This window comes from Clostridium sp., assembly GCF_051656525.1.
Lineage (GTDB): Bacteria > Bacillota > Clostridia > Clostridiales > Clostridiaceae > Clostridium.
In genome coordinates, this window is the sequence record NZ_JBOGCC010000168.1 from 1 (window position 1) to 20,738 (window position 20,738).

The following is a 20,738-nucleotide window of genomic DNA, read 5'->3' on the forward strand; positions in this document are numbered from 1 at the left end:
TTAGCTAAGTTTCTTGGTTTATCTATATCAAAACCTTTTAAACTTGCTACATAGTATGCTAATAACTGAAGTGCTACTGCGCAAACTATTGGTGCTAAAATCTCATGTGTTTCTGGTATAAATAATATATTATCTAATACCTGACATGCTTTCTCTTCACTTTTGAATGTTATTCCAAAATTTATAGCTCCTCTAGATTTTATCTCTACTACGTTACTTATCATTTTATCTATTAAGTTCTTTTGAGTTAATATTGACACAACTTTAGTTCCTTCTTCTATTAAAGCAATTGGTCCATGCTTTAATTCTCCACCAGCATATGCTTCTGAATGGATATAAGAAATCTCCTTAAGCTTTAATGACCCTTCAAGAGCTAATGAATAATCCATTCCTCTTCCTAAGAAATAAAGATCTTTTTCATCTTTAACTTCTTTAGCCACTTTTTCTATATCTTCTTTTATATTTAAAGCTTCCTCTATTTTTTCTGGAAGCATTAACATCTCTTCTTTTACTTTATCTAACTTTTCTTTAGTAACTGTTCCTCTTAGCTCACTAAAATAGATAGCTATCATATGCATAACTAAAACTTGTGTAGTGTATGCTTTTGTTGAAGCAACAGAAATCTCAGGACCTGCCATTGTATATATAACATGATTTGCTTCCCTTGACATTGTACTTCCTACAACATTTGTTACAACTAATACTCTTGCACTTGCTTTTTTACAATCTCTAAGTGCTGCTAAAGTATCTGCTGTTTCTCCTGATTGACTAAGGATTATTACTAAGGATTTGTCTGTAACTAATGGATTTCTATATCTAAATTCTGATGCTATATCTACCTCGACTGGTATTCTAGCTAATCTTTCAATAGATGCTTTTCCCATAAGTCCTGCATGGTATGCAGTTCCACAAGCAACAATATATATTCTATCAATAGCTTCTAGTTCTTCTTTTGAGATGTTAAAATCGTCAAAAAAAACACCATGCTCTAATGATATCCTAGAAGTCATCGTGTCCCTAATCGCTTTTGGTTGCTCATGTATTTCTTTTAACATAAATGAATCAAATCCACCTTTTTCAGCTGCACTTTCATCCCATGTTACGTTAAAAATTTCTTTGTCGATTTCTTTGCCATCTCTATCAACAAGAGTTACTCCCTCTTTGTTCATGATAACAAATTCATCATCCTCTAATAGGTATACTTTTCTTGTATAACTTAATACTGCTGGTATATCTGAAGCAATATAATTTTCAGTATCATTAAGACCTACTATTAATGGACTATCTTTTCTTACACCAATTAAAGTATTTTCATCATTTTTTGAAACTACCCCAATTGCATAACTTCCCTCTAATCTTTCTGTAGCTTTAACTACAGCCTCAAAAAGGTCTCCATTATAGTAATATTCTATAAGGTTTGGTATTACCTCAGTATCAGTTTCTGATTTGAAAGTGTAACCTTCTTCTCCTAAAAATTTTCTAAGCTCGATGTAATTCTCTATTATACCATTGTGTACAACAGCTATACTTCCATCGTTACTTAAGTGTGGGTGTGAATTTCTATCTGATGGCGCTCCATGTGTTGCCCATCTAGTATGTCCAATTCCGACACCTCCATTTAAAGGATTCTTAGTTAATTCTTCTTCAAGGTTAGATAATCTTCCCTTTTTCTTCTTAACTACAAGGTTTCCTCCTTCATTCACTGCGACACCTGCTGAATCATATCCTCTATACTCCAGCTTTGATAATCCCTCTACTAAAAAGTTAGTTGCTTTTTTATCTCCTACATATCCTACTATTCCGCACATAAAAGTTCTTCCTTCCTTCATATCACTTATTATTTAGTTTTCATCTTCTATAAATTTCAGTCCTAGCTAAAAAGAATATTAATAGTAGGTATAATAATCCTAGGAATTTTCTAAAATTTAATGTTGAAGGCTTTTAACACCAAGTTAGATTTGTACTACGAATCACTCCATAGTTTTGCTAACTGTTAACGGTAGTGCGATACCGTGGGGCACCCGCCGAAAGTTCGATAAACTCCCCATCCTCGTCAGCTAACATACATTAGCTCTGGCGCTTTACATTGTTTTTTCACTTAATCTTCTTTCTATAAAATCACTCCTTTAATATTTATCTTATACCTTTGCACATATAATATCATATTCTTTTATCTTTTTATATTAATAATTTATGAATTTACTAAGAAATTGTGATTATTTTTTAATATTTTTCTACAAATCTATCTAATCTTTTCTATCTAAAATCTTCTTTATAAATTTACTATATTTTCCTTTTTATTTTAATAAAAATAAGCCTAGAACTTAAAGTTTTCTCTTTAAATTCTAGGCATAAATAAACTTCTTATACTACTACTTTTTTATATTCTCTCTTAATTTGAACTAAGAAACTAACTACTACTTTTTCTTCAACAGATTCAAACTTTGCCCATTGTATTCCTTCATTCATAGACTCCATTTTTTTCTCTCTATTTTGTATGTTTAATTCTACAATAGCTTGCTCTAGTTTCTTTCTCTTCTCTTCTGTAATATGTTCATTACCGATAAATTTATTCAACTCATATATCATAGATGTTATCATTAATCTTCTACTTAAAATATCATTTTCCTTTTCTGTTAAATCACTTTTCTTTACAAGTTTCATATTGGTTTTTATAGTCTCATTTACTTGTGTCATTAAAATATATACATTATTTATATAGTGATCTAATTTTTCACCTCTTAAGATTTTATCTAAATTGCTTACTAAATCTTTTGTTAAATTCCTTGATATTCCCTCTAAATTAGAGTTTACTTTACTAACATCATACCTAAAGAATAATTTATTTATTATTAAAGCAATAATAACTCCAAGTAATATTAATCCTATTCTTTGAAGTGATAATAATACTGGATTTGTAACCATATGCTCTGCTCCAATATATGCACTATTTGCCATAATACATGCCCCAATAGCCGATATAGTTACTGTTATCATTTTCTGTACATAAGTAACACAATAGACATTTGCATATCCTGCTGCTAGTACTATTAAAGTTCTTATAGTTGGACTCTTTATAAAACTAAATATTACTCCTATAAAAACTGCTCCTATTATAGTTGCAATAACCCTATCTTTTGCCTTATTTTTAGTTATTTCTAATATTGGATTTGTAAGAGATAGTACAGTATACATTATCCATCTTCCTTGATGTAAATTAAAATAATCCATTATAAAGCAACCAATAGCTATTTCTATTGCAATATGCAATGCATAGCTTGTTCTAATAGAATTAAATTTAATATTTTTAAGTCCATATGCATCTTCCTTAATTCCTTTTATTACATTGACTCTAGTAGATTTTTTATTTTCTAAATTTTTCAATGTATCTATCAATAAAATTATTGATCCAATTCCTTGAATGTTAGAAATACTAACACTATTTTTATACTTTTCTTTTATTCCTTGAAGATATTCAGAAACCTTATTTTCTTCTTTATTAAAAAGTAATTTAACTTCTCTTATTCCACCTTTAACTTCTTTTAATGTTTCTTCATCTAATGTCCCATTATTCATTAATTGAGTTAATTTATCTAAACTTGCAAGTATATCTAAATAACCTCTACCTTCATCACTTATATAAAATTTCTTTTCTTTTTTGTCATAAATAATATTCTTTAAAGAAGTCATCATCCCACTTATTTGAGCATCTAACTCCTTTGTTTTCTTTCCTTCTAAAATTAATTCTATTTTCTTATTTAATAAATCAAATAATCCATTTATAATCTTAGAACTTGCCTTCTTAACCTTATTTTTATTTATAAGTAATTGTGGTGCCACTATTACAAGTGCTCCTACTACTAAAGCTATAAGTCTTAATGGTAATCCACTAGCTGATACTGGATATGCTAGTAAAAATAAATACAATAATGTAAATGGTAAATACATTGCATTCTTTAAAACATGTCCAAAAGCATAACTTATCACAAATACCATTGCAAAATTCACAAATATAGCAAGCCACATATTTCCTGATGCTATAAATGTCCCAATTCCTATTAATAAGTAAAATCCTACAAACTTAAAGGTATACTTTAGAAGTTCTCCTGTTAAATCCCTTCCCATATACATAAGCATTCCTGTTACAGACATTACGGCTATAAGTATATTATCCTCCCCAAAAATAGTTTTAAAAATAATAACATATGCTAAAATCCCTATAAATAACAACGTTTTATTTAGTATAAATTTTCTCGTTTCCTTCTTCATATGTTTTCACCTTGTCTTTCTTCATAAAGAATAATTCTATCATCTTACCTTTATTTTATCAAAAACTTTATTTTATTTCTCTCTTCTATAAGATTTATTTTTTCTTCTCTTTTCATTTTCTTTATTTCATATTCTCTTTTCATAGCTTCTTTTTTATCTATAAACTCTTCATAATACATTAATTCTAGTGGACCTCTACCTCTTGTATACTTTGCGCCTTTACCTTCATTATGTGCCTTAAATCTTTTTTCCAAATCATTTGTCCATCCTGTATACAAAGTATTATCTTTACACTTCAATATATATATATAATTCATTTTTCTCACCTAAAAACTTTCTATTGCTTTTCTCCTTATTTTATCATAAAATTAATTAGTCGGCTAATTATTAGTCGACTAATTAATTTAAAGGAGGAATTTATGAATATTGAAAATGCTGTTTTTCTAAAAACTCTTGGTTCAGTTATGAAGTCACATTTTCGCTTAAGCCATGAAGAACTTGAAAAAGAAGGTCTTTACCCAGGGCAACCTCAACTTCTTTTTGTTCTATATAAACAAAATGGAATAAGCCAAAAAGAAATAGCTGATGCACTTCAGATTAAACCATCAACTATTACTGTCATGATTAAAAGACTTGAGAAAACAGAATTTATTTATAAACAAGCTGATGAAAAAGATGGACGTATTTCTAGAATTTTCTTATCTTCTAAAGGATTTAAAGTTTGCGAAAAATTAAAAATTCTTACTCGCAAAATGGATAAAATCTGTTTGGAAAATTTCACAAACAAGGAAATTGAAACTTTAAATAATTTGCTTCTTAAGGTTAAAGCCAATCTTGAGGCACATGAAAAATTTAAGAATAGGAGTTGTTAGAATTGCTAAAATTATTTAAAAAATTAAAACCTTACACCATTCCTCTTTGCTTTGTTGTGCTACTTCTTTTAGTTCAAACAGTAGCTCAATTATATCTTCCAACTATGCTTTCTAAAATAGTTGACAAAGGTATTATAGGCAAAGATGTTAGTTATATCATGAAAATTGGCGGATATATGATTGGAATTACTTTCATAGGAAGTGTTTCAACTATTTGTGCAAGCTTCCTATCAGCCCGTATCGCAATGGGCTTTGGACGTGATATTAGAAAATTTGTTTTTAAAAAAACAGAAAGCTTCTCTTTATCTGAAGTAGATACTGTTGGTACTGCTTCTCTTATTACAAGAACTACTAATGACGTAACTCAAGTTCAACAGTTATTGATGACTATCTTAACCATGATGGTTGTTGCCCCACTTACTTGTATTGCAGGTATTTATATGGCTATTCAGACTGAACCTAGTCTTTCATTAATATTAGTTGTATCAATGCCTTTAGTTGTTATTGCAATATTGGTTATCGGAAAAATTGGTATGCCTAGATTTAAAGCTATGCAAGCTAAACTTGATAGAATAAATAAAATTTTACGTGAAAACCTTACTGGTATCAGAGTTGTTAGAGCTTTTAATAAACAAAATGTTGAAAAAGCAAGATTTGAAGAAGCAAACTTTGACTTTACTGATAATGCTATTAAAGTAAATAGAATTATTGCTATACTAATGCCACTTCTAATGTTAATTTTAAACTTAACCTCAGTTGGAATTTTATGGTTTGGTGCTAGTAAAATAAATAATGGTACTATGGAAGTTGGTAACTTAATGGCATTTATCCAATACACTATGCAAATTATGTTTGCTCTTATAATGGTTAGTATGTTATTTATTATGATTCCAAGAGCTGCGGCTTCTGCTGACAGAATAAATAAAGTTCTTGCTATAGAACCTTCCATTATAGACCCAAAAAATCCTACTACAGCCTTTGCTGAAAGAGGATCTATTGAATTTAAAAATGTTTCTTTTGCTTTTCCTGGAGCTGAAAATAATGCACTTTCAAATATTAATTTTAAAATTAATCCGGGTGAAACAACTGCAATTATAGGTGGTACTGGTTCTGGTAAATCCACAGTTCTAAATCTTATAAGTAGATTCTATGATTCTACTGAAGGTGAAATTTTAGTGAATGGAACAGATATTAAAACATTACCAATTGAACTTTTAAGAAGTAAATTAGGTTTTGTTCCTCAAAAAGCTGTACTTTTCTCTGGAACTATAGAAGAAAACTTAAAGTATGGTAAAAAAGATGCAACAATGGATGAAATGATTCACGCAAGTCAAGTTGCTCAATCATATGATTTTATCTTAAATAAGGAAGATGGTTTTAATTCTATAGTTGAACAAGGTGGTAGAAACTTCTCAGGTGGTCAAAAACAAAGACTTTCTATTGCTAGAGCTTTAGTTAGAAGACCTGATGTTTATATGTTTGACGATAGTTTCTCTGCACTTGATTTTAAAACTGATGCAAAACTTCGTGCTGCATTAAAAAAAGAAACTAAGAATGCTGCTGTTTTAATAGTAGCTCAAAGAATAAATACTATTAAAGATGCTGATAATATCCTTGTTATAAACGAAGGAAAAATAGTTGGTCATGGTACACATAAAGAACTTTTAAATACTTGTCCTGTATACCAAGAAATAGCATCTTCACAACTTTCAAAGGAGGAGCTTGAAAATGAGTAATAAAAAATCCTCAATGGGCTTTGGTGGCGGTAGAGGTAACATTGGTACCGGTGAAAAAGCTAGAAATTTCAAAGGTTCTGGAAAAAGACTTTTAAAATATCTTAAACCTTTTAGAATACAACTTATATTTGTTATTATTATGACTATTTTAAGTACTGCATTTACTGTTTTAAGCCCTAAGATACTTGGTGACACTTTAAATGTAATTCTAGATGGAATGATTGAAAAGTTCAAAAGAATTCCTGGTGGAGGAATTGATTTTAGTAAACTTGGACATTATATTATCATACTTCTATGTTTATATGTTCTTAGTTCTCTATTCCTTTACCTACAAAAATATATTATGTCTGGAGTTGCTCAAAATACCGTATTAGGTCTAAGAACAGCTGTTGATGAAAAATTACACAGATTACCTATAAACTATTTTGATACTCATCCACAAGGTGATGTATTAAGTCGTGTTACTAATGATATTGATACTATTGCGAGTACGCTTCAACAAAGTTTAACTCAACTTATAACTGCTGTTATTACTATTGTAGGTATTACTATTATGATGCTTACTATTAGTCCCTTATTAACTTTGATTTGTGTCATTACTTTACCAATATGTTTTTTAGTTGCAATGCCTTTAATAAGAAAATCTCAAAGATTCTTCTTTAATCAACAAAGACAACTTGGTGCTCTTAGTGGGCACGTTGAAGAAATTTATTCAGGTCATACTGTAATAAAATCTTTTGGTCAAGAAAAAGATGCAACTAAAAAGTTTGATGAAATAAATGGAAAACTTTATAACTCAGCTTGGAAAGCTCAATTTATGGCAAACATTTTAATGCCTATTATGAGCCTTATAAGTAATATTGCATATGTTGGAATTGCAGTTGTTGGTGGTGTTATGGTTATCAATGGGAAATTACAAGTTGGATATATTCAATCATTTATCCAATATTCAAAACAATTTACTCAACAAATTAGCCAAACTACTAATATTGCTAGTGTACTTCAAACTACAATGGCTGCTGCTGAAAGGGTTTTTGAAATTTTAGATGAACCTGATCAAATTCCTGATCCTGTTAACCCTGATGTTATTGAAAATCCAAAAGGAAATGTTGATTTCAAAGATGTTAAATTTGGATACTCAGAAGATAAGATTCTTATGAATGATATGAATATTCATGTTAAAGCAGGTCAAACAGTTGCAATAGTTGGTCCTACTGGTGCTGGTAAAACAACACTTATAAATCTTATGATGAGATTCTATGAGTTAAATGATGGTGCTATCACATTTGATGGTGTTGATATTACTAAATTTAGTCGTGAATATTTAAGAAGTATGTTTGGTATGGTTCTTCAAGATACATGGTTATTTAATGGAAGTATTAAAGATAATATAGCCTATGGTAGAAAAGGGGCTACTATGGATGATATTATCCTAGCTGCTAAAGCAGCTCATGCTGACCACTTTATAAGAACTCTTCCTGATGGATATGACACCATCTTAAATGAAGAAGCTTCTAATATATCTCAAGGACAAAAACAACTTTTAACTATAGCTAGAGCTATTTTAGCTAACCCTAAAGTTTTAATTCTTGATGAAGCCACAAGCTCAGTTGATACAAGAACTGAAAGTTATATTCAAAATGCCATGACTAGACTTATGGAAGGAAGAACAAACTTTGTTATAGCTCATAGATTATCAACTATAAAAGATGCTGATTTAATCTTAGTTATGAATAATGGAAATGTTATTGAGCAAGGAAATCATAATGAACTTATGACCCAAGGTGGTTTCTATGCTGATCTTTATAATAGTCAATTTGCTCATGAAGAAGAAACAGCTTAAAAGTATCCACAAATAAAAAAAATTCCTCACAATTTTGTGAGGAATTTTTTTTATTTGTGGATTATTTTAAACATTTTTTTCAGCTTGTCTATCTATATAATTATGTATTCTATCTAAATTTTTCATAACTATAAAATATAATACAAAATACAATACTATAATAAATCCTATTATTATATAGTTCTGTGTTAAAAATGCAAAAAACATTAATGATGCTATTGGCTGTGCCATCATATTAAAACTTGTTATATATATAGCTCCAACCGGTAATACTACTCCTGCAACAATAGCTGCGTGTGTATAAATTGGTGCTAAAGCCGAACATGTATATAATCCTATTGAAAACCAAATTCCACCTGTAATTATTACTTTAAGCATATTTCCCTTAGTCATTGCAACTAATGCTTCAACCATAAATGGAAGTGCTATTAAATCCACCATTGGAAGCGTCTTATTTTCTGGTAATATTAATGCCATAAATATCATTATTGGAATTAATAATGTTCCTGATATTAATGTAGCGGGTTCACCATATCCAGTTGCATCATCTATACCTATGTACCAAGGTCTTTTTCTTTTCTTACTTTTTTCTTTATCAAAATTCTTATTTACTGCTTCTGCCATTGGAGAAAAAGCTTTTCCAAAAATCTCTGCTATTTTAGGAAATACAATCATTAAAGTTGCAAGAACCATTCCAAGTGTCATTATCTGTCCCCATGCCTTCATTGATCCAAGTCTTTTTATATTTCCTAATATACCAATAAATATTCCAAGTATAAGCCCTATTGTTCCCGGCTCTCCAAATACACCTAAGTTCTCTTTCATTTTCTCCGGATTAAATTTTAATTTATTTATTCCAAGTTTATTGAATATAGGATCTAATACATATAAAAGAAGTGTAACTTCTGTATTATGCATAGATATTATTGTGCAGTTTGGATATTTATAATATTTAGACCAACTCTTACATATAACCTCAATATTTAAAATACTATACATCATTATAACCACCATAAAAATCATAGAAAGCCATACATTTTTTGTGGCTACATAAAGCATTGATCCCCATATCATATATGTATAATTTAACCATAAATCTGATGGTAAGAATATATTTGTCCATTTACTTGCAAAAAGTACAAGTTGAATTATAATTGCAAATACAAAAAATATTAATCCTATTTTACTTGAATAAGCTATTATTGCACTTGTTTGCCATCCTAAATCTAAAACAGGTAAATTAATTCCTGTTGATGATACCATTTGTTTAACTACCGGCATTATTATAGGTGTAAATGCTCCAATTAAAAGCATAAATCCTTGCAGTCCTACTCCTGCATATAATCCTGATAAGAAAGCTTTTTTGCTATTAACTTTAAGTGCCTTACAAATTATAAAAATAACTACTGGTAAAAATATTGGCGCCCCAAAGACAGTAAAAAACTCCTTTATTTCTTGTAAAATCATTTCTTCTATTTTTCTCCTTTATCTTTAGTTAAATAATGGACTCAAAAGAGTCCATTATAAGTTATTTAAAATACAATAACTTCAGTTTCATCCATTGCTTTTTGTACTAATGCACCCACGTCTAAAGTGCTTTCAGATTTTTTAATTACATCTAATCTTGGCTTAGTTTTTGGATGTTTTGGTACAAATATAGTACAACAATCTTCATATGGTAAAATTGATGTTTCGTAAGTTCCAATCTCTCTTGCAATATCCATTATATCTTCTTTATCCATTGCAATTAATGGTCTAAATACTGGTCTGTCTGCTGAATCTGTACTTACAATTAATCCTTCCATAGTTTGACTTGCAACTTGCCCTATACTTTCTCCTGATGAAACTGATTGAATTCCATCTCTATCTGCAATAGAACATGCTACTTTCATCATAAACCTTCTCATAATAATTGTTAATTCATCTCCAGGGCATTTATCTATAATTTCCATTTGAATTTCAGTAAATGGAACTATAAACAATCTAACTCTTCCTGTATACCCTGCTAAAATTTTAGCTAAATCCTTAACCTTATCTTTAGCTCTTTCTGAAGTATATGGATGACTATGGTAATAAACACAATTAAGCTCTACTCCTCTTCTTGCCATTAAATATCCTGCAACTGGTGAGTCTATTCCACCAGATAACATAAGCATAGTACTTCCATTCATTCCATATGGAAGTCCTCCAACCCCTTTTACTTTATCTGCACTTGTAAAGACATATGCTCTCTCTCTAATTTCAACATTTACTAAACATTCTGGTTCCCTAACATTAACTGAAAGCTCGCCCTCATAGTTTTCTAAAACATACCCACCAACTTCTCTTGATATTTCTACTGATGTCATATCAAATACTTTATTGGCTCTATTTGTTTCTATTTTAAATGTTTTTGGTTTCACTTCATTTATTTTCTTTAATACTTCTGCTTTTATAACATCCATATCTCTATCTACTTCTGTAACTATTGATACTGCTGAAACACCAAAAACTTTTCTTACTCTATCTATTCCTTCTTCTAAATCATCAACCTTTATAAAGTATCTTCCTTGATCAATTATTATTTCATATTCTAATCCTTTTAACTTTTTCTTTATATTGTCTCTTAATTTTTTCTCAAACTTATTTTTATTAAGTCCTTTTAAAAATATTTCTGATGCATATTTAACTAATATTAACTTTCTCATTATCTTTTCATCCTCCTTAAAAATTTCATTCCACTTTCTAATGCTTCTATAACATAATCTACTTCTTCTTTAAGATTTTCTTCTGAAAAAGAAAATCTTATAGCTCCATTTATTTCATCATTAGAAAGCCCCAAAGCTTTTATTACATAACTTCCATTTACACCACTTGATTTTGATGTACAAGCAGAACCTGTTGAAACGTATATATCTTTTTCCTCTAAGAAGTGTAATAATACTTCTGCTCTAACTCCTTTAAAAGATACATTTAAAATATATGGTGATGTTTCTTCTAATGGGCTATTAATTCTTATATCACTTATTTTCTCTAACTTCTCAATCATATATTTTTTTAATTCATATACTTTTTTGTAATTTTCATCCATATTTTTATAAACTATTTCTATAGCTTTTTTCAAACCTAGTATACTAGGAACATTTTGTGTTCCTGCTCTTAATGAACCTTCTTGACTTCCTCCATGAATAAGAGAGTTTAAATTCATCCCTTTTTTCATATATAAAAATCCTGTTCCTTTAGGCCCATGTATTTTGTGCCCTGTCATAGTTAATAAATCTATTTTCATTTTTTTAATATCAACTTTTAGCTTTCCATACCCCTGAACAGCATCAACATGAAACTTTGCTCTACTACTAGTTTCTTTTATAATACTTCCAATTTGCTCTAAATCCTGAATTGCACCCATTTCATTATTCACAAACATAATTGATACTAATACAGTATTTTTTTTAATTTCTTTTCTTAATTCCTCAAAAGATATTTTTCCATCTTTATCTAAGTTTAAATATGTAATTTCTACGCCATTTTTTTCTAATTCTTCTGCTGTTTTTAAAACTGATTGATGTTCAAATTTTGTAGTTATTATATGCTGATCTGATTTTGCTATTCCTTTAAAAATCAAATTATTTCCTTCACTTGCACCTGAAATAAAATAAATTTCATCTTTAGATACATTCAAAGTTTTTCCAATAACTTCTCTAGTTTCATTAAGTGCTTTCTCAGCCTTTATTCCAAGCTTATGTAAAGATGATGGATTTCCAAAGTTTTCTTTCATTCCAATACTTACTTCCTCAATAACTTCATCATACGCTCTTGTTGTAGCTGAATTATCAAAATATACTTCCATTTTATCCACTCCTTAATGATAGTATTAATTTTTTTCTTCTTACTTATTCTCTTTATAATTCTGATAGTTTTAGTCTGAAATATTTTATCATAATATACTTAATAATAAAACCTCTACTAAATAAAAATATTCCCTTTCCTCCTATTTTCTTCTATTTCATTTCTTTTTTGTTACATTATTGTTTATTTTTTATATTTTATGTTAAAATTATGAATAAATGTTATTTTAAGAGGTGAGAATAAATGAATAATACGAAAATTATTTCTATATTTATTTTTAGTGGGCTTGTTCTTGCAACTTTTTCTATTACAAATATAATTGTTTCTAAAGCATTCTTTAATAGTAATTCTTCTTCTGAAAATATTGATATTGAAGAAGAATCAAAAGAAGCATCAGCCAAAACTGAAATTAAGCAAAATTTAGATACTTTAAAATTAATACGTTCTGATGAGCATTTACTTTTATGTAATAAAAACATACTTTTACCTGATGAATATAAACCTAATAACTTAGTAGATTCCAATCTACCTTTTATATCTTATGTTAGTACCCGACAATTAAATCAACCTACAAAAGATGCTGCAACTGAAATGTTTGAAGCAGCTAAAAAAGATAATATTTCACTTCTTGGAGCATCTGGCTATAGAAGTGTTGATATACAACGAAATCTTTATGACTCCAATGTTCAAAAGCACGGACTTGATTATGCAAGTAAGTACTCTGCTCCTCCTAGAAGCAGTGAACATGAAACTGGATATGCCTTTGATATTGTTAGCACTACTCATACTGGATTAAATACTGCCTTTGAAAATACTGAAGCTTTTAAATGGCTTAATACTAATGCACATAACTTCGGGTTTATTCTTAGATATCCTAAAGGAAAAGAAGATATAACCTCATATAACTATGAACCTTGGCATTATCGTTATGTTGGAAAATCTAATGCAAAAATTATAAAGGAGAATAATTTAACACTTGAAGAATACATTTTAAAGTTAGACTCAGAAATTGAACTTTTAACTTCAAGATTAAATGATTAATTATGAGAAAAATAAAAAATAAAAATTTAATTCCATTTTCTATTGGAACATTGCTTATTTTAATTATGGTTAGCTTATCTTATTTTTCATTTAATGATAAAATAAATAAAAAAGGGCTTGCTCAAATTGAAGCTACTGCCAAGCCTAAAACCAAATCTCTTATATCAAAAAATTCTACTAATGAAGATACTAAAGAATATACAATAACATCACTTGGAAATCTTATTGTACATCAATCTCAAATCATTGGTGCTAAAAATGCTTCTGGGTCTTATAACTTTGATAAAAGTTTTGAGTATGTTGCACCACTATTACAAGAAGATTCACTTTCTCTAGGAATTGTTGAAGGCTCCTTTGCTGGTGGCATTCCTACTGGTTATCCGTTATTTAATATTCCAGATGAATTTCTTCAATCACTAAAAAGCTCTGGTTTGGATGTAATTAATTTTGCTACAAATCATTCAATTGATAAAGGTATTTCTGGTTTTAAACGTAGTTTAGATAAAATATCTGAAGCTAATCTAGAAACAATTGGTGCAAGAAAAACAACTAACTCACCTAAATATTTAACTTATGATTTAGATGGACATAAAGTTGGATTTTTTGCCTATACTTTTAGAACTGCTAGAAACAATGGTAATTCAATAAATAGTATTCCTTTATCAACAGAGCTTGCTCCTTTAATAAATTCATTTAGCTACAATAATCTACCTAGCTTTAATGAAGAAGTTAAAGATATTATCTCAAATATGAAAAAAGATGGTGTTGAATTTATAATAAGTTCTATTCATTGGGGCGATGAATATAAAACTAATTACAATAATCTACAAAAAGAAATGGCAAAGATGCTAAATACTAATGGTGTTGATGTAATTTTAGGTGGACACCCCCATGTTATACAGCCTTATGAAACTTTAAAAAGTGAATCTGGAAAAGAAACTTTAGTGTTCTATTCTCAAGGTAATAATTTATCTAACCAATGTTATGAAGAACTTCAAGATTATAATACAGAAGACGGTCTTATAGTTTCTCTAAAACTTGGGACTAAAAATAATAAACTTTACCTAAAGAATTATGATGTTATTCCAACTTGGGTCTATAGACGCCCTAACTCTAATGGCACTCTAACTCATCAAATTATTCCTGTCATAGATGGAATAAACTCACCAAAAGAATTTAACTTATCACAAGATACAGTTACTAAATTAAATAATTCTTTAAATAGAACTCAAAAAATAGTAGGCACAAAAGATTTATCATCTTTAAAAAGTACCTCTGAATAAATAAAATCAGTAGAAAATTTTAATTTCTACTGATTTTTGCATATCTATCTTCGTAGTAAAACCCTTGCTGGTGCACCATCTGCTCTACCTATCTTTAATGGCGCTATTATAATTTCATATTCTCCATCAATCTTTTCTAAACCACATAAGTTTTCAATAATTATTTTGTCTTTTCCCAAAATACCCTTATGATTTTCTAACCCTTTATTTTCCACTTCATCTATTGATATTGCATCAATTCCTATACCATATAACTCCTCTAGACTTCCTAAAAAATCTATGGCATCCTTTGAAAAAGTAATATAGTTATTTAAATATTCTCTTTTTCCCCAAAACTTTTCTGCACCTGTTTTAAATATTAAATACCTATACTCTTCAATATTTTTCACTTTTTCTATTATAGCCTTCATACTGATTTCTTTTTCATTTCTAAAATCTAAAATATATGCTTTTCCTATAAATTTATCTACTGAAAAATCATCTAAATCTTTTCCATCATTAAAAATATGTTTTGGCATATCAATATGTGTTCCTATGTGTGTATTTAGCTTTATTTCAGTTACATTATACCCATTTTCTTTTACAGTCCATAATTCTTTTATCTTTATTTTTTCTTCTTTGCAATACACTATCATATTATTTTCTAATGTATGTGTTATATCATAAGTTTCCATCTTTATCTCCTTTTCTTTTAATTTCTATCTTATCACTTTTTCTACTACTATTTGACTTTTTATGAATATAGTTTTAGAATGAAATCATTAATTAATAATTATTCGTGCTAGGGGTGCCTTTGGCTGAGAAATGATTTTTATCATTAACCCTTTTACCTGATCTAGATAATACTAGCGTAGGAAAGCTTTAGATGTTTCAAAATAAAATGATACATGTTTATAGCCTTCTAGCACAAAATGGAGGTTTTTTTTATGCACTTAAGTCAAGACTGGGGAGAAAGATTTGTAAAAAGCTTTTCTAATCTTCCTCACAAATTTTATGAAATTGTAAAAGATCCTATGGTTATTTTAGCCTTAGTTGGACTTTTATTAATATTCATAGTTTTCTTTAAAACACGTAAAATTAAATTCAATGCAAGAATGCTTACATCAATAGCTATTGCACTTGCACTCTCTTTAATTTTAAGTATTTTTAGAATTTATCACTTCCCTCAAGGTGGAGATGTTACACTTGGAGCACTGCTTCCAATTTTAATAATTACCTTTGCCTATGGAAAAGAAGTTGGATTTATAACAGGTTTCTTATACGGATTCATATCACTTCTTACAGACCCTTATATCCTTCAACCTGTACAAGTCTTATTTGACTATCCACTTCCAAACATAGCTATGGGACTTGCTGGACTTTTTATGGGAAGAAAATATTTAGGAATTATTGTAGCATTTTGTTTCAATCTTTTAGCTCACTTTATATCAGGTGTAGCATTCTTTGGATCATTTGCACCAGCTGGAATGAATCCTGCTGTTTACTCATTCCTTTATAATTTACCAACATGTTTTATAAATATGATAATCTGTATAATAATCTTTAAATTACTACCTATAGATAGAATTTTAAAAATTATTAATCCAGATTTTAAAGCTACTAAATAGCATTAAACCCAATAGGAAAATTTTCCTGTTGGGTTTAATTTTAAATATTTTCAAATTTCTCTAACGACATTCTTACGTCAAATGAGTCAAATTTGTCCACAACCCAAACTCCATAACGCTTTACATATGTCCAAGTTTCTTCTCTTGTTTTTATATAGCCATCTTGTACTCCCTTATATTGAATTACTAAAGCTACCAAATCCTCACTATCTCCAATTTCATCAATAACTTTCATTGGCACTACTTTTAAAATCTCAATATCTTGAAGTCTTCCTTCTCTCACACTTTTATCTATATTTTTATTAAAATTCTCACTAATATATCCTGAAATTATTTCTAAACTATCTTCCTGTAATCCATTATTTATTTGTCTAAAACAAATTTTAGCTCTACTTATTAAATTCTCATAAATCCAACTACTATCACTTGGATTTTCTAACATTTTTTTAGCTTTCTCTCTCTCTTTTTTAAGCACATTAGTAGTTCTATGAAATTGGTATATTGCAAATACACCTCTAGCACAAACTAATAAAACTAAAATAAATAATGCTAAGTACATCTCATTTATATCTCTAGTAGTTTCAACAACTTCTTTTGAAACTACACTTGCTCCAAAAACTACTTCTAAACCTATAAAAAATATTATTATCATTAATAATTTTAATGCTACACCTTTTATCCTTCTGTACATATATATTCCCCTTTTGTAAAATTACTCTCACTAAATAATATGCACCTTTTCACTTCTTTGCTACCTACAGAAAATTATCTTCCATTTAAATAAATTTCCTCTTCTCTATAATCCTTCATATACTTACTAACTAGGCTATAAAATTCTCTTGAATGATTTCCATGTACTAAATGACATAACTCATGAATCATAACATACTCAATAGCCTTCTCTCTTTTAGTAATAAGTTCACCATTTAAATTAACAAATCCCTTTACCTTATTACAGCTTCCCCATCTTGTAGTCATAAGCTTAATAGTCATCTTCCTTGCATTTAACCCAGTATACTTTTCCATCTCCTCAAACTTCTCTACCAAAACTTTATTTATGCTATCTATGTAAAACTTCTTTAATAAATCAAAAGCATTTTCTTTCTTATAACAATTAATAATTATATTATCACCATTAAACTCAATTCCACCAGTACTTTTTTCTTTTACTTTAATATTATACTGAACACCTAAATAATTAATTTGTTCCCCATCATCAATCTTATCCCTCTTTAATAAGTCACTAACTCTAAAATCCCCTTTAACTTCTAACTTCTCTTCTATCCAAGCTTTCTTTTTCTCTAGTAGCTCAAAAATATAATCATCCTCTATTCCAAAAGGTGCTGAAACTAGAACTTTTCCATCACGAATTCTAATACTTATATTTTTCATTCTCTTTCTATTTATTATCACTTTCTCTTTAATATCTAACATTTAATCACCCTCTACTTTAAACAACTTTATTGTTATTATATCACCTTAAAACTCCATACAAAAAAGTCCTTGTTTGGGACACAAGGACTTTTTTTTATATTTATATATTTTTTAGGGAATGCTTTTTAATGATTAATCTAATTTCTTAGTATCAATCCAACTCATCATTTCTCTTAGTTCTTTTCCAACTTTTTCAATTTGATGCTCTCTTTCAATTCTTCTAACTGAATTAAAGTAAGGTCTTCCTACTGCATTTTCAGTTAGCCAGTTTCTTGCAAATGTTCCATCTTGGATTTCTGCTAAAACTTTTTTCATTTCTTTTTTAGTTTCTTCTGTTATTATTCTATTTCCAACTACGTAATCTCCATATTCTGCTGTGTCTGAAATTGAATATCTCATCATTTCCATTCCACCTTGATATAGAAGATCAACTATAAGTTTCATTTCATGTAAACATTCAAAATATGCGTTTTCTGGTGCATATCCACCTTCTACTAATGTTTCAAATCCTGCTTTTATAAGTGCAGTACATCCTCCACATAAAACTGCTTGTTCTCCAAAAAGATCTGTTTCAGTTTCATCTTTGAATGTAGTTTCTAAAACACCAGCTCTAGCTCCACCAACACCATTTGAATATGCTAAAGCTAAATCTCTAGCATTTCCCGTTGCATCTTGATAAACTGCTATTAAACATGGAACTCCTGAACCTTCTGTGTAAGTTCTTCTTACCATATGTCCTGGTCCTTTTGGAGCTACCATAAATACATCAACATTTGATGGAGGTACTATTTGTGTATAGTGAATATTAAATCCATGTGCAAATACTAATGCATTTCCTTCTTCTAAATATGGTTCAATTTCTTCTTTATATAACTTAGCTTGTTTTTCATCTGGAATAAGAATCATAATAATATCAGACCATTGTGCTATTTCTTTAACTGATGCTACTTTTAAACCTGCTGATTCTACTTTTTCCCAAGATTTGCTTCCTTCATACAGTCCTACACCAACTTCTACTCCACTATCATGTAGATTTAATGCATGAGCATGACCTTGGCTTCCATATCCAATTATACCCACTTTTTTCCTTTTTAACAACTCTAAATTCGTATCTTTTTCATAAAACATTTTTGCCATTTTAAATTCCCCCTTTTATTCCTTTATATCCTCTTCACTTATTATTTCATCTATTGGCGCACCAGGTGCTACCATTGGAAATACTTTTTTATCACTATCTATAACATAATCTATTATTACAGGTACTTTTTCATTTAATGCCTTTATTAAAACATCTTCTAATTTATTTTCTTCATCTACCCTATAACCTTTTCCACCAAATGCTTCTGCAAGCTTTACAATATCTGTTTTTCTATTTAATGTAGTATGTGAATATCTTCCTTCATAGAAAAAGCTTTGCCATTGTCTTACCATTCCTAATACTTTATTATTCATAACTACAATAACTATTGGTAGATTATTTGTAACTGCTGTTGCAAACTCATTACAGTTCATTGCAAAACTTCCATCACCAGCTATATTAACAACTTTCATTTCTGGTCTACCCATTTGTGCACCTATTGCTGCACCAAGCCCAAATCCCATAGTTCCAAGTCCACCTGATGATACAAATGTTCTTTTCCCTTTAAACTCAAAATATTGGGCTGCCCACATTTGATGTTGTCCAACTTCTGTTGTTATAAGAATATTTCCATTATTTATTTTATTTAATGTTTTAAAGAAAAATTCTGGTGTAAGACCTTTTTTCTCTTCTTTTTTTGAAAGTTCTTTAAATTTATTAACTCTTTCATTCCATTCAGTATGACGACTTCTATCTACCTTTGGAATTAATCTATTTAAGACTTCCTTTAAATCTCCTATTATAAAAGCATCTGATTTTATATTTTTATTTACTTCTGCCCTATCGATATCAACATGAATAACCTTTGCACCCTTTATATTATCTTGATTAGTTAGAACTCTATCTGAAAATCTAGCACCTAAAGCAATAATTAAATCACTTTTTGTTGCACTTAAATTAGATGCTTTAGTTCCATGCATTCCTATCATACCTGTATAAAGTGGATGTCTTGCACAAAAAGCACTTTTTCCCATTAATGATGTACATACTGGTGAATCTATTTTTTCTGCTAAATTTCTAAGTTCATCTTCTGCATCTGCTGATATAATTCCACCACCTGCATAAATTAATGGTCTGGTGCTTTCATTTATCATATTAGCTACAATATCAATATCTTTTTCTGATATTTCAAACTCTCTTATATTAATGCTCACTTCATCCCTATTTTTATATTCAGTTTTTGCTGCTGTTATATCTTTTGGAATATCTATTAATACGGGTCCTGGTCTTCCTGTTTTTGCTATATAAAAAGCTTCTTTTATAATTCTTTGCAAATCCTCTATATCTTTTACTATATAATTGTGTTTTGTTATTGGCATTGTTATTCCTTGAATATCAACTTCTTGAAAACTATCTTTTCCTAAAAGATTTTTAGGTACATTTCCTGTTATTGCAACTATTGGAACTGAATCCATATATGCTGTTGCAATTCCTGTTACTAAATTTGTTGCCCCCGGTCCTGATGTTGCAAGACATACTCCAACCTTACCTGTTGCTCTTGCATATCCATCTGCTGCATGTGCTGCATTTTGTTCATGGCAAGATAAAATGTGATTTATTTTATCCTTATACATGTAAAGTGAATCATATATATTTAAAACTGATCCACCGGGATATCCAAACATTATCTCAACACCCTCATCAATTAATGCTTTTACTAAAATTTCTGCACCTGTTATTAACATAT

General features: G+C 29.2%; 17 protein-coding genes and 1 riboswitch. Of the genes, 6 read left to right on the forward strand and 11 right to left on the reverse strand.

Going from position 1 to position 20,738, the window contains the following annotated elements; translation table 11 throughout:
• From glmS to ACRDDY_RS08530, 3 genes are all read right to left on the reverse strand, one after another.
• The coding region (glmS, locus tag ACRDDY_RS08520) for a glutamine--fructose-6-phosphate transaminase (isomerizing) (RefSeq protein WP_438564527.1) at positions 1 to 1,808 on the reverse strand (1,808 nt) is incomplete at its 3' end.
• A 556-nt stretch (positions 1,809 to 2,364) separates the two neighbouring features.
• The gene (locus ACRDDY_RS08525; RefSeq protein ID WP_438564528.1) at positions 2,365 to 4,269 is read right to left on the reverse strand and encodes an FUSC family protein; all 1,905 of its coding nucleotides are present in this window, start codon (positions 4,267 to 4,269) and stop codon (positions 2,365 to 2,367) included.
• Positions 4,270 to 4,319: 50 nt separating this feature from the next.
• Positions 4,320 to 4,586: a GIY-YIG nuclease family protein gene (locus ACRDDY_RS08530; RefSeq protein ID WP_438564529.1), complete on the reverse strand. Its 267-nt coding sequence runs from the start codon at positions 4,584 to 4,586 to the stop codon at positions 4,320 to 4,322.
• A gap of 102 nt (positions 4,587 to 4,688) precedes the next feature.
• Between ACRDDY_RS08530 and ACRDDY_RS08535 the strand changes: the two genes are divergently transcribed.
• The 3 genes from ACRDDY_RS08535 to ACRDDY_RS08545 are packed head-to-tail and all read left to right on the forward strand — an operon-like array spanning position 4,689 to position 8,720.
• A complete protein-coding gene (locus tag ACRDDY_RS08535; RefSeq protein WP_438564530.1) occupies positions 4,689 to 5,141 on the forward strand; it encodes a MarR family winged helix-turn-helix transcriptional regulator in 453 nt (150 codons plus the stop codon).
• Positions 5,142 to 5,143: 2 nt separating this feature from the next.
• Positions 5,144 to 6,877 (forward strand): ABC transporter ATP-binding protein, encoded by a 1,734-nt coding sequence (locus tag ACRDDY_RS08540; RefSeq protein WP_438564531.1) that lies wholly within the window; start codon positions 5,144 to 5,146, stop codon positions 6,875 to 6,877.
• Positions 6,870 to 8,720, forward strand: a complete 1,851-nt coding sequence (locus ACRDDY_RS08545) for an ABC transporter ATP-binding protein (RefSeq protein WP_438564532.1) — start codon at positions 6,870 to 6,872, stop codon at positions 8,718 to 8,720. The genes ACRDDY_RS08540 and ACRDDY_RS08545 overlap by 8 nt, the downstream gene beginning before the upstream one ends.
• Positions 8,721 to 8,786: 66 nt before the next feature.
• Here ACRDDY_RS08545 and ACRDDY_RS08550 read toward each other — a convergent pair whose 3' ends face one another.
• From ACRDDY_RS08550 to ACRDDY_RS08560, 3 genes are all read right to left on the reverse strand, one after another.
• Complete coding sequence (locus tag ACRDDY_RS08550) at positions 8,787 to 10,187, reverse strand: PTS galactitol transporter subunit IIC (protein WP_438564533.1); 1,401 nt, start codon at positions 10,185 to 10,187, stop codon at positions 8,787 to 8,789.
• Positions 10,188 to 10,252: 65 nt separating this feature from the next.
• Positions 10,253 to 11,407 carry a tRNA uracil 4-sulfurtransferase ThiI gene (thiI, locus tag ACRDDY_RS08555; RefSeq protein WP_438564534.1) on the reverse strand — a complete coding sequence of 385 codons (1,155 nt, stop codon included), beginning with the start codon at positions 11,405 to 11,407 and terminating at the stop codon, positions 10,253 to 10,255.
• Positions 11,407 to 12,549 (reverse strand): cysteine desulfurase family protein, encoded by a 1,143-nt coding sequence (locus ACRDDY_RS08560; protein ID WP_438564535.1) that lies wholly within the window; start codon positions 12,547 to 12,549, stop codon positions 11,407 to 11,409. Before ACRDDY_RS08560 ends, thiI begins: the two co-directional genes overlap by 1 nt.
• 242 nt (positions 12,550 to 12,791) lie before the next feature.
• Here ACRDDY_RS08560 and ACRDDY_RS08565 point away from each other — a divergent pair, with 242 nt between their 5' ends.
• Together ACRDDY_RS08565 and ACRDDY_RS08570 are read left to right on the forward strand one after the other, a co-directional pair.
• Positions 12,792 to 13,589 (forward strand): M15 family metallopeptidase, encoded by a 798-nt coding sequence (locus ACRDDY_RS08565; protein ID WP_438564536.1) that lies wholly within the window; start codon positions 12,792 to 12,794, stop codon positions 13,587 to 13,589.
• Between the two features lie 2 nt (positions 13,590 to 13,591).
• On the forward strand, positions 13,592 to 14,872 hold the full coding sequence (locus tag ACRDDY_RS08570; RefSeq protein ID WP_438564537.1) for a CapA family protein: 1,281 nt from the start codon (positions 13,592 to 13,594) through the stop codon (positions 14,870 to 14,872).
• A gap of 44 nt (positions 14,873 to 14,916) precedes the next feature.
• On the opposite strand, the gene ACRDDY_RS08575 is transcribed toward ACRDDY_RS08570, so the two are convergent.
• Complete coding sequence (locus ACRDDY_RS08575) at positions 14,917 to 15,546, reverse strand: cyclase family protein (RefSeq protein WP_438564538.1); 630 nt, start codon at positions 15,544 to 15,546, stop codon at positions 14,917 to 14,919.
• Positions 15,547 to 15,645: 99 nt separating this feature from the next.
• Positions 15,646 to 15,746: riboswitch (TPP riboswitch) on the forward strand.
• Positions 15,747 to 15,798: 52 nt separating this feature from the next.
• Between ACRDDY_RS08575 and thiT the strand changes: the two genes are divergently transcribed.
• Positions 15,799 to 16,479, forward strand: coding sequence for an energy-coupled thiamine transporter ThiT (thiT, locus tag ACRDDY_RS08580; protein ID WP_438564539.1), 681 nt, complete (start codon positions 15,799 to 15,801; stop codon positions 16,477 to 16,479).
• A 40-nt stretch (positions 16,480 to 16,519) separates the two neighbouring features.
• On the opposite strand, the gene ACRDDY_RS08585 is transcribed toward thiT, so the two are convergent.
• The 4 genes from ACRDDY_RS08585 to ilvB form a co-directional block, all read right to left on the reverse strand.
• Entirely contained in the window at positions 16,520 to 17,170 is a 651-nt protein-coding gene (locus ACRDDY_RS08585) for a hypothetical protein (protein ID WP_438564540.1), read from the reverse strand.
• A 74-nt stretch (positions 17,171 to 17,244) separates the two neighbouring features.
• Positions 17,245 to 17,913 carry a M48 family metallopeptidase gene (locus ACRDDY_RS08590; RefSeq protein ID WP_438564541.1) on the reverse strand — a complete coding sequence of 223 codons (669 nt, stop codon included), beginning with the start codon at positions 17,911 to 17,913 and terminating at the stop codon, positions 17,245 to 17,247.
• Between the two features lie 132 nt (positions 17,914 to 18,045).
• Positions 18,046 to 19,050 carry a ketol-acid reductoisomerase gene (gene ilvC / locus ACRDDY_RS08595; protein WP_438564542.1) on the reverse strand — a complete coding sequence of 335 codons (1,005 nt, stop codon included), beginning with the start codon at positions 19,048 to 19,050 and terminating at the stop codon, positions 18,046 to 18,048.
• A gap of 15 nt (positions 19,051 to 19,065) precedes the next feature.
• Positions 19,066 to 20,736, reverse strand: coding sequence for a biosynthetic-type acetolactate synthase large subunit (gene ilvB, locus ACRDDY_RS08600; RefSeq protein WP_438564543.1), 1,671 nt, complete (start codon positions 20,734 to 20,736; stop codon positions 19,066 to 19,068).
• Between the last annotated feature and the right edge of the window lie 2 nt (positions 20,737 to 20,738).

Bases quoted from the DNA above. Each gene is read 5' to 3' on its own strand.
- ACRDDY_RS08525 (WP_438564528.1), bottom strand. From the start codon at position 4,269: ATGAAGAAGGAAACGAGAAAATTTATACTAAATAAAACGTTGTTATTT.
- ACRDDY_RS08530 (WP_438564529.1), bottom strand. From the start codon at position 4,586: ATGAATTATATATATATATTGAAGTGTAAAGATAATACTTTGTATACA.
- ACRDDY_RS08535 (WP_438564530.1), top strand. From the start codon at position 4,689: ATGAATATTGAAAATGCTGTTTTTCTAAAAACTCTTGGTTCAGTTATG.
- ACRDDY_RS08545 (WP_438564532.1), top strand. From the start codon at position 6,870: ATGAGTAATAAAAAATCCTCAATGGGCTTTGGTGGCGGTAGAGGTAAC.
- ACRDDY_RS08550 (WP_438564533.1), bottom strand. From the start codon at position 10,187: ATGATTTTACAAGAAATAAAGGAGTTTTTTACTGTCTTTGGGGCGCCA.
- thiI (WP_438564534.1), bottom strand. From the start codon at position 11,407: ATGAGAAAGTTAATATTAGTTAAATATGCATCAGAAATATTTTTAAAA.
- ACRDDY_RS08560 (WP_438564535.1), bottom strand. From the start codon at position 12,549: ATGGAAGTATATTTTGATAATTCAGCTACAACAAGAGCGTATGATGAA.
- ACRDDY_RS08565 (WP_438564536.1), top strand. From the start codon at position 12,792: ATGAATAATACGAAAATTATTTCTATATTTATTTTTAGTGGGCTTGTT.
- ACRDDY_RS08570 (WP_438564537.1), top strand. From the start codon at position 13,592: ATGAGAAAAATAAAAAATAAAAATTTAATTCCATTTTCTATTGGAACA.
- ACRDDY_RS08575 (WP_438564538.1), bottom strand. From the start codon at position 15,546: ATGGAAACTTATGATATAACACATACATTAGAAAATAATATGATAGTG.
- thiT (WP_438564539.1), top strand. From the start codon at position 15,799: ATGCACTTAAGTCAAGACTGGGGAGAAAGATTTGTAAAAAGCTTTTCT.
- ACRDDY_RS08585 (WP_438564540.1), bottom strand. From the start codon at position 17,170: ATGTACAGAAGGATAAAAGGTGTAGCATTAAAATTATTAATGATAATA.
- ACRDDY_RS08590 (WP_438564541.1), bottom strand. From the start codon at position 17,913: ATGTTAGATATTAAAGAGAAAGTGATAATAAATAGAAAGAGAATGAAA.
- ilvC (WP_438564542.1), bottom strand. From the start codon at position 19,050: ATGGCAAAAATGTTTTATGAAAAAGATACGAATTTAGAGTTGTTAAAA.
- ilvB (WP_438564543.1), bottom strand. From the start codon at position 20,736: ATGTTAATAACAGGTGCAGAAATTTTAGTAAAAGCATTAATTGATGAG.